Annotated in this window: 9 protein-coding genes; 7 read left to right on the top strand and 2 right to left on the bottom strand. The window is 49.6% G+C overall.

Translation table 11 applies throughout. The annotated features are described in order from the left end of the window. Positions 1–931 precede the first annotated feature (931 nt). Positions 932–1,870, bottom strand: a complete 939-nt coding sequence (locus L901_RS16605) for a LysR family transcriptional regulator (protein ID WP_082710679.1) — start codon at positions 1,868–1,870, stop codon at positions 932–934. A gap of 119 nt (positions 1,871–1,989) precedes the next feature. Between L901_RS16605 and L901_RS16600 the strand changes: the two genes are divergently transcribed. The 6 genes from L901_RS16600 (at position 1,990) to L901_RS16575 (ending at position 6,458) form a co-directional block, all read left to right on the top strand. Beyond that, positions 1,990–2,646, top strand: a complete 657-nt coding sequence (locus L901_RS16600) for an FMN-dependent NADH-azoreductase (RefSeq protein ID WP_059758787.1) — start codon at positions 1,990–1,992, stop codon at positions 2,644–2,646. Continuing rightward, positions 2,646–3,329, top strand: coding sequence for an AAA family ATPase (locus tag L901_RS16595; RefSeq protein ID WP_059758784.1), 684 nt, complete (start codon positions 2,646–2,648; stop codon positions 3,327–3,329). Before L901_RS16600 ends, L901_RS16595 begins: the two co-directional genes overlap by 1 nt. A 22-nt stretch (positions 3,330–3,351) precedes the next feature. Further along, on the top strand, positions 3,352–4,245 hold the full coding sequence (locus L901_RS16590) for an AvrD family protein (RefSeq protein ID WP_082710678.1): 894 nt from the start codon (positions 3,352–3,354) through the stop codon (positions 4,243–4,245). Positions 4,246–4,252: 7 nt separating this feature from the next. Then, the gene (locus L901_RS16585; RefSeq protein WP_059758778.1) at positions 4,253–5,263 is read left to right on the top strand and encodes a beta-ketoacyl-ACP synthase III; all 1,011 of its coding nucleotides are present in this window, start codon (positions 4,253–4,255) and stop codon (positions 5,261–5,263) included. Between the two features lie 12 nt (positions 5,264–5,275). Further along, the gene (locus L901_RS16580) at positions 5,276–5,518 is read left to right on the top strand and encodes an acyl carrier protein (protein WP_059758776.1); all 243 of its coding nucleotides are present in this window, start codon (positions 5,276–5,278) and stop codon (positions 5,516–5,518) included. A 241-nt stretch (positions 5,519–5,759) separates the two neighbouring features. Next, positions 5,760–6,458, top strand: a complete 699-nt coding sequence (locus L901_RS16575; RefSeq protein WP_059758773.1) for a glutathione S-transferase family protein — start codon at positions 5,760–5,762, stop codon at positions 6,456–6,458. Between the two features lie 50 nt (positions 6,459–6,508). On the opposite strand, the gene ampC is transcribed toward L901_RS16575, so the two are convergent. Continuing rightward, entirely contained in the window at positions 6,509–7,666 is a 1,158-nt protein-coding gene (gene ampC, locus L901_RS16570; RefSeq protein ID WP_059758770.1) for a class C beta-lactamase, read from the bottom strand. A gap of 133 nt (positions 7,667–7,799) precedes the next feature. On the opposite strand from ampC, the gene gcvA reads away from it, so the two are divergent. Beyond that, positions 7,800–8,681, top strand: a complete 882-nt coding sequence (gene gcvA, locus L901_RS16565) for a transcriptional regulator GcvA (protein WP_059758767.1) — start codon at positions 7,800–7,802, stop codon at positions 8,679–8,681. Positions 8,682–8,683 lie beyond the last annotated feature (2 nt).

Genomic DNA, 8,683 nt, shown 5'->3' with positions numbered 1-8,683 from the left:
ATCGATCGCCACTCAAATCTGAAATCAACTCCAATCAAACCCATCCCGACTATATAGTTTCCGCGCATAACAATCCTCCGGTCAAAGCAGCAAATTCAACATAAAATTCATATATTTATGCGTATTCACCCCACAATCTGCAAATTGCAGGCCGCAAAAGTCGAATTTATAAGCGGATTCCTGCCCGCATTCAGTCGCGCATATATAATTCATCGCAGCATATATTTTATATGTTTATACGTCGATTATTACATAAATATATATTTACGGAAGCCGTCCGGATCGCAACTGACCTACCCTATTCATATCCGCCAACGAATCCGTGTTCTCCTTTTGGTTGTGTAAATATTGCTTCTTAAGCCGCCGATTTCGAAGCTTTGCCCTGGCATAAAGAGATCGTGCCAGCTTTCTCCTCATCAAGGCAGTATCCGCCCGAGCGGCAAGAACGTACATCTCGTAGAGACCCATCAAACACACCTTTCCTATCACGCGACGCGATTGCGACCGTGTTATGAGCTTCATCTCTTTTTTCCATCAGCCTTTCAGCTCGATGGGCATTTCAACGGGGCACTGAAAATTGCCGCCTATGGGAATGAATGACACTTATCAGTGTCCCGCTTCAGCGGTTTATGCCTGTTAGAGAGACTATCCTTCAGCCAATGCGTTTCGGAGAAATAGAACGGCCCACCACAAACCCGCTTCCATCTCTCCTCTCGTCATTGCCGGAGGACTTTCTCTATCAGACCCCGAAATATGAGAGTGACGTCCCCTCTCACAATCAGCGCCGGTTCCACTTCAAAACAGGAATGTCTCCCGGTTCATCGCGGAACAGTGCCAGTATAGGTCACGCAAATGGGGTGGGGATGAGAGGGAAAGCAAAAAAAGTAAACTGGTGTAAGCAATCACTGTTTCCGGAGCTAAAACTCCAAACTCAACGCTCTCCACTCGCATTTCGCGCTCGACCAGAGCAATTCAAAACATTCGAGAGATAATCAGCAACTACTCTGACCTTTGGGATCATTCGCACATCTTCACGCATAACAAGAAACAAGTCCTGCTTGATGACCAAATCGGCAACTTCGATACGTTCCAGATGTGGATTATCCTCCGCAATTTGATCCGGCAACAGTGCAACTCCATGACCGCCAACACAAGCATCCAACGCCACCTCCATGTCATTGGTCGTCATGACAATATGGCGCTGTTCCGCAAAACGCTGAAAGCTTTCGTCGTTTTCTAAATTTCTAATCTGTGTAAGCTTTATAAGTTTTTGTTTTGCAGGTGGAACATCTTTCCATTTACGGTTGGCATAAACGGAGTAGCTCATCGACTGAAGTGTCCGGCAAACCAAACCGGTCTCGTTAGGCCGAACAAACCGAAGGGCAATATCAGCTTCGTTCTGATTTAGATTCGCTTGCCTAGCTTCGGAGAGAAGGGTGAGCTCAATCCCTGCATAATTATCAAAGAATTGGTCTAAACGAGGCATAACCATGCGCCGGAGCAGCATAGGTGGGCATGTTACGATGACCCTGCCGGCTAATTCGTTGTTTCTTCGGCCCATTGCCTCAAGTATCGCAGCATCGCGCTCAATCATGAGCGCGCGCTCAATGACATGTCTGCCTAACTCCGAAAGCTCCAATCCATTTAGTCGTTTTGCAAATAATTTCCCCCCAATGACCTGTTCTAGACGAGCAAGGTGACGGGCGACAGTAGAATGCCGGACGGATAATTTCCTGGCCGCTCCCGACAAGCTGCCTTGACGATAAAGCTCCAAAAAATAACGAATATCATCCCAACGCCAGTCTAAATACTGCTTATTTTTCGTCATCGCTGCCGTTTTTTTGCGAATTGCTCCAAGAGTTTTTCCCATTAATATTACTCCAGATCAAGACATAAATACTTATTTTCGCTCAATAAAAATCAAATTAGAAGTATATATGTTTTCGATTTAAATAAAAAATCATCAAATATTATAATGTAGAGGTTTCAATGAAAGTCTTTCACGTAAACGCTTCACCGCGCGGCACTATCAGCATGTCACTCGAAACCGCTGAGCATTTTCTAGCCCAACTTGGAACCGCCAAACCTATTCAGATTGATCGCCTAAACCTCTTCTCTGGTGAATTGCCTGAATTTGGTGAAACGGCGGCGGCGGCAAAGATGGCCCTGTTCTCAGGCGCGGAAATGTCTGTTTCGCAAGCAAAGGCATGGGCTGACGTTCGGAGTGTCTATGAAAGGCTGGAGGCGGCCGACTTGTTGGTCATCAGCACGCCTCTGTGGAACAACGGTACGCCATACGCCCTAAAGCAATTTATCGACATCGTGACCCAGCCAGGTTGGTCCTTCGGGTTTAATCCATCTACTGGGTATGCACCACTTTTAACGGGACGCAAAGCGGTCCTCATTCAGGCAAGTGGGGTCTACCACGAGAATATCCAACCCGGTTTTGGTAGCGATTTCAACATGCCGTATCTGATGGATTGGCTCGATTTCATTGGCATCGAACTTGCCGGCCGCATCGATTTTTCACCAACTGTACTCAATATGGATGTCAACGCAACCAAAGCGGAAACTCTCGCCAAGGCAGAAGCGCTGGCGCTGGCCGTAGCACACAACGGTGAACGCGCGCACGAGGTAACAGGCTGATGCGCCGGCTTGGGATTACAGGAACCTACTCCTCGGGCAAGACATTTACGTCGCTAGTTTTGAGCAACTATCTCGGCATTCAGCGAACCGAGGCCCGAACTATGCGAGAACTGTTACCTGAAGCAGCTCCCGGCAAAGATCTCGATGAGGTTACGAGCGCCCAACTCATTCAGATGATCGTCGCTCGCCATGTAGAGCGGGTCATTCATGAAACTAGGCTCTCGACATCCGGATTCGTCTCGGACGGTTGCTCGCTGCAGGAGTGGATTTATGGCCGAGTTAGGGTGAAGTACGGTGTCAATCCAAACGCTTCAGCGCATCTCGCGCTGGACGAATCTGTTGAGAAGACGGATGAGCTGTCCTACTTCGAAGGAGTAATGATTGAACTGGGCAAGTTGTTTAAGCGTCACGTTCGAGCATCATTCGATGGTTTTATCCATCTTCGCAACGAGTTGCCATTAGCAAAAGATGGGCACCGTCCCGTAAACGAGCATTTCCGAAACTCCTCGGATGAACTTTTGCTGCAGACACTCAATGAATTGAACATTCCTCACCACATTGTCGGAGGTTCAATTGAACAGAGGTGTGAGCAGGTAGCAAATATCCTGTCAATAAAGCCCGTTATTCCCTTAAAGGACGCAATCGAAAAGTCATCCGAGCGCTACGCCCGCATGATTATGTAGCCTCCAAAAATCCGGATCAGTCATGAGCTACTATAATGATATCGAGCAGATACTTGGTGACTCTACTACTAGATACTTCGGGCATGGTTATCTAAACACACGACAAGAGCTACATGAAATGCGTGTCGTTTCCCGATCTCCCGGAACGGTAGATTTTTCCAGCTATGGGCGAATAACAATACCAGAAATATGGTCGGTCAAAGGTGAGACTATCCAGCGTCCACACATGAGCAGCATTGATGCAATCGAATTGATGATGCTTATAATAGAGCCTATCTGGAATAGCTTGACGACACCTGCGTTTCCGGGATTTCAAATTTCTCGAATTGAGGTGACTGCTGGCAAAAACCCTCTTGAAGATGCTCTTGACCAAATAGAAATTTTTGGACAAGCAACAAATGTTGATCCTCATGAAGGTGTCTCCATTCGAGCGACGATCGGCAATATGAAGGTTAGTCTGTGGTTACGTGGCACTTCGACAGCGTTACATGACGGTGTTGCGGCTCAAAGCCAAAAAGTGGCGATTAAAGACCTGATAATTGCGGCAGAGAATAATTCAGCGGCAGCGGTCTTGCACCCCAACGATCACTCCACACCCAGGAAATGGTCTCTTTCATCCTGTTTCGCAAACTCCCTGCAACTTGGACAAGTTCTCCTTTACGACCTCGACAATCTCGACAGGGCATCAAGCAACACTCTCTGGATGAGAAAATTCACAATCGTCGTCAATGAATCTATCGCCACGCAAGACGGGCCACAGCCGATTTATGCAACACTCAAAAAAATCAAGCTTTTAGATCAAGGTACGGAATACTGGCGATGCGCTGATATCAACACTGTTCTATGCGGGATGAACCTTACCTGCAGCGTTGCACATATGCTGCCGAGTAGCTCCATTGCCGCCAAGGTCGCGTAGGCGGCACATGATCAAAATTCAAGGGAAATTTAGAGCCGGCATAACGTCTATCGGTCACTATTTACCAGAAAGAATTATCACCAACCAAGAGCTGTCCGAATTTCTTGATACTTCCAACGAATGGATAGTGTCGCGGACGGGTATACATCAACGACATCGAGCACATGCAAATGAAGCAACAAGCGACATGGCGGTACATGCCGCACGAAACGCATTGAAGGACATTGCAGCGGGGAGTATAGAAGCCGTCATTGTTGCCACAACGACCCCGGACTATCGTTGCCCAGCGACAGCCCCCCTCATCGCCGCACAGTTGGGACTGGCGACAGTTCCCGCATTCGATGTATCTGCGGTTTGCTCCGGTTTTTTATACGCCCTCGCGACGGCGAATGCCTACGTCACCTCGGGGATGATGCAACGGATACTCGTTATCGCTGCTGAAAAATTTAGCGACCTTATCGATCCAACCGACAGAAAGACAGCCTGCCTCTTTGGAGATGGCGCGGCTGCTGTTGTTGTCTCCCAGGTTGATGAGACTACACCCGGGGCGATCCACGCCATGAACCTTCATTCAGATGGGAGGAAGGCCGACTTCATCATAGTCGAAGGAGGCGGTACTCACAGGCCCTGGATCAGCGAACTAACTGCAAGCCAGCGATTCCTCCAAATGAAAGGACAAGAGGTTTTTACGGCAGCTGTCCAAGGTATGACAGATTCCATCAAACACGTAGTCGAGAACGTTGGATGGGACATCGAAGATGTTGATGTGGTGATAGCACATCAAGCCAATAAGCGCATTCTCGATGCTATTGCCAGAGAACTGTCAATCGACCCCGAAAAGTTCGTTTTGCACCTCGACCGTGTCGGAAACACAGCCGGTGCTTCGATACCACTTGCAATGGCCGCAAATCAAAACTCGATTTCCACGTCAAGTAAAGTTCTTCTCACCGCATATGGAGCTGGAACAACTTGGGGAAGCGTAGCACTGACATGGCCAGATTTTGGAATATCCAATTAAAAAGGAAAGAAGATGTGTGAAAATGTGGAAAATGAAATTATAGCTTTCATGTCTAGCGAACTTGGCATTCAACACGTTACCAGTGAATCTAAAATAACAGAACTTGATATCGACTCTTTGGTATTCGTCGAATTGTGCATGGTGCTCGAACGAAAATTCAATATCGAAATCGAAGCCGAAGAACTTGTCGCATGTGATACCATTCACGACATTGCTCAAATCTGCGTCACTCGTCGCCTTACACAGGTGGAATGATGAATTTTCTTAGAAAAACGACTTTTACACTCTATGTGACGCTGGGTGCGTACCCAATCATCACACTACTCCTCTATTGGATATTTCCAATGACTACCGACTGGGAAATTTGGAAGCGGACCTTACTGATAACACCTTTGATGGCAGTTGCCATGGTCTGGTGTCTGATCCCAACTATTCAACGCCTTACTAAGCATTGAGAGCTGGTCAAACGACTACATTGTTCAGGAAAGGCATCAGTGTGACCGACTACCCTGAAAACACGACCCATTGGCGAACCGTACTGGAAGAGGCTACCCTAATTGGCTTCCGAATTTGCCCGTTTGCGACAAGAGTCCAAATCGTCGCGAATCTAAAGAACATCAATCTACGGACAGAGTACATAGACTTAGTCGATAAGCCAGCTTGGTTTCTGAAACTATCCCCTACGGGTACGGTGCCTGCAATACAGGTAGGAGGGCGGTTTATCTTCGAATCAGTGGTTATTGCCGACCTCATCGATACCTTAACCGGCGAAGCGTTGTATCCCAAGGAACCGTTGGAAAAATTCCAAAACAAATCTTGGATTGAGTACGCTTCGACAGTCATTCGATCACAATACATGATGATTATGGCTCGTGATCTGAATAGCTTTGAAATCCAGAAAGGGTCACTTTCGAAATGTCTCGAAAAAATTGAAGGTGCGATCGCTGGAACCCCATATTTCAACGGTCCAACCATCTCGATGGTGGATGCCGTTTATGCACCGGTATTATATAGATTTCTATTTCTGGAAAGCCGCTACGGTATTAATATTCTGCATAAGCATCCGAATATTCGGATGTGGGCTGAAGCCATGACAACACATCCTTCAGTAGTAGCTATTCACGGCGACGATTTCAGTACCCAGCTAATCGAACACATGAAGTCAAATGGTTCTGTGTTAACTCCTCGTGAATAGCGCTGTTTTTAACCAAAAAGAAATCTGGCTTACTGCCTTACTCCATGTATTCACCGGTCTTTGCCTAGCAATGTCAAAATCTCATACGCCGCAGAAACCCGCTCCTCATTGGGATAGTTTTTATTGGCCAGAATAACGATGCCGAGTTTCTGCTTTGGTATAAACGCCACATAAGCGCCGAAACCATTGGTGGAGCCGGTTTTGTTGATGAAGACATCCTGACGCGGTTTCATGGGTGGTGAAATTTCAGAGACCGGGACAGTCTTGAGCAGGGTGCCGGAATTCAGCTCCCGCAATGTCTTCAGCTGCGCGGGATGGGCATATTGCTCCCAGACCATGTCCTGCGTCATGGCGCCGACGCTGAAATATCCCGTATGGGTGTTGATGAGCGCCTGCTGGATTTTTCCGTCCAGCTTTTCCAGTCCCATATTCGCATTGACGAAACGAATCATATCCTCCGCTGTCGATCTGACGCCGTAGGCTTCCGAGGAGAGAACGGCCGGTGTCACGCGAGCGGGTTCGCCGGTTCGCTTATAGCCCTGCGCGTAATCGGCCATCTTTGCCTTGGGCACCACGGTGAAGGTGTTCTTCAAGGTCAGAGCGGGAAAGAGTGTATCTTTCATGGCGTCATCGAAACTTTGACCCATGGCCTTTGCGGTGATGTATCCGAGCATTCCGATGCTGGGATTGGCGTAGGTTCTGTGTGTTCCGGGTTTGTATGAGGGTTTCCAGGCCTTGAGATAGGCCATCAACTGCTGCTCCGTCTTGACGTTATCCGGCACCTGCAACGGAAAGCCGCCGGCGGTGTGGGTGCCGAGTTGCATCAGCGTGACATCACCGAAGGGCTTGCCCTTCATGCAGGGAAGATAATCTTCGACTTTGCCCGAGAGCGAAAGCTGGCCATTCATTTCGGCATAGGTGCTGAGGGTGACCGTGAAAGTCTTGGAGATGGAGCCGAGTTCGAAAAGCGTCTGCGCCGTCACCGGCTGGCCCGAGCTTTTGGACATGACGCCATAGGTGAAGACGTGGCTTTCACCGTCGACACTGATACCAACGGCAAGACCCGGAATGCCGTTTTTCTCCATGACCGGTTTGATCGCGGCATCCGTTATCGCTTTCAGCTTCGCATCATCGGCGGCGAGCGTCTGCGAAAACAGGCCCGTCGAAAGCAAAGTGGCCAGTGCGATATGTCTGCGATTAAGTTTCATCTTTCGCGTTCTCCAAAACCTAGAGTGGATTTTCAGCCCGTGGGCCGTTCCCAGCGAAAGACGTTTAACCGGCCTACATTGCACGAACAAATCATGATATCTCGGAGGAGGCACAAGAAAATCTAGGTCTTGAATGGTTCGGCAATTTCTTCCCCTGAACGGCTTACGGGCTTTTGAAGCATCGGCGCGGCACCTGAGCTTCACCCGCGCGGCCATCGAATTATGTGTGACGCAGGCGGCTGTGAGCCAGCAGGTGAAAGGGCTGGAAAAGCGGCTTGGCGTTTCGCTTTTTCAGCGGCTTCCGCGCGGCCTGAAGATTACCGCCGAAGGCGAGGCCCTGCTGCCGACGGTAACCAGCTCTTTCGACCAGATGGCGACGACGCTCGACCGGATCGAGGCCGGGCAGGTGCGTGAATTGCTGTTTCTGGGTGTTGTTGGAACCTTTGCCGTGGGCTGGCTGCTGCCCCGGCTGAAGGCGTTTCAGAAGCAGCATCCCTTCATCGATGTCAGGGTTTCCACCAATAATAACCGGGTGGATATGGCGGCTGAAGGGCTGGATTTCGCCATTCGTTTCGGCCAGGGCTCCTGGCATGGCACGGATGCCTTTCGGTTATTCGAGGCGCCTCTCTCCCCGCTCTGCACGCCAAAACTGGCGGAGACGCTGAAAACACCCGCCGATCTGATGGAAACGACGCTGCTGCGCAGCTACAGGACCGATGAATGGAGCAACTGGTTTGCGGCGGCCGGCGTGACGCCTGCGGCGCAGGTGAATGCCGGCATTGTTTTCGATACGTCTCTGGGCATGATGGAAGCGGCCCTGCAGGGGCTGGGCGTGGCGCTGGCGCCGCCATCGATGTTTTCGCGGCATCTGGCCTCCGGCGCGATCATCCAGCCTTTTCCGGTTACCATTTCGCTCGGGAGCTATTGGCTGACCCGGCTGCAATCGAAACCGCCGACACCCGCCATGCAGGCCTTTTCCGACTGGATGTTCGACAGCATCGACGCTGCGGGATAAGG

Source organism: Agrobacterium sp. D14 (assembly GCF_001526505.1).
GTDB lineage: Bacteria > Pseudomonadota > Alphaproteobacteria > Rhizobiales > Rhizobiaceae > Agrobacterium > Agrobacterium leguminum.
Note: the sequence above shows the minus strand (reverse complement) of the source record. Positions and strands in the feature narration are given on the sequence as shown.

Bases quoted from the DNA above. Each gene is read 5' to 3' on its own strand.
- L901_RS16605 (WP_082710679.1), bottom strand. From the start codon at position 1,870: ATGGGAAAAACTCTTGGAGCAATTCGCAAAAAAACGGCAGCGATGACG.
- L901_RS16600 (WP_059758787.1), top strand. From the start codon at position 1,990: ATGAAAGTCTTTCACGTAAACGCTTCACCGCGCGGCACTATCAGCATG.
- L901_RS16595 (WP_059758784.1), top strand. From the start codon at position 2,646: ATGCGCCGGCTTGGGATTACAGGAACCTACTCCTCGGGCAAGACATTT.
- L901_RS16590 (WP_082710678.1), top strand. From the start codon at position 3,352: ATGAGCTACTATAATGATATCGAGCAGATACTTGGTGACTCTACTACT.
- L901_RS16585 (WP_059758778.1), top strand. From the start codon at position 4,253: ATGATCAAAATTCAAGGGAAATTTAGAGCCGGCATAACGTCTATCGGT.
- L901_RS16580 (WP_059758776.1), top strand. From the start codon at position 5,276: ATGTGTGAAAATGTGGAAAATGAAATTATAGCTTTCATGTCTAGCGAA.
- ampC (WP_059758770.1), bottom strand. From the start codon at position 7,666: ATGAAACTTAATCGCAGACATATCGCACTGGCCACTTTGCTTTCGACG.
- gcvA (WP_059758767.1), top strand. From the start codon at position 7,800: ATGGTTCGGCAATTTCTTCCCCTGAACGGCTTACGGGCTTTTGAAGCA.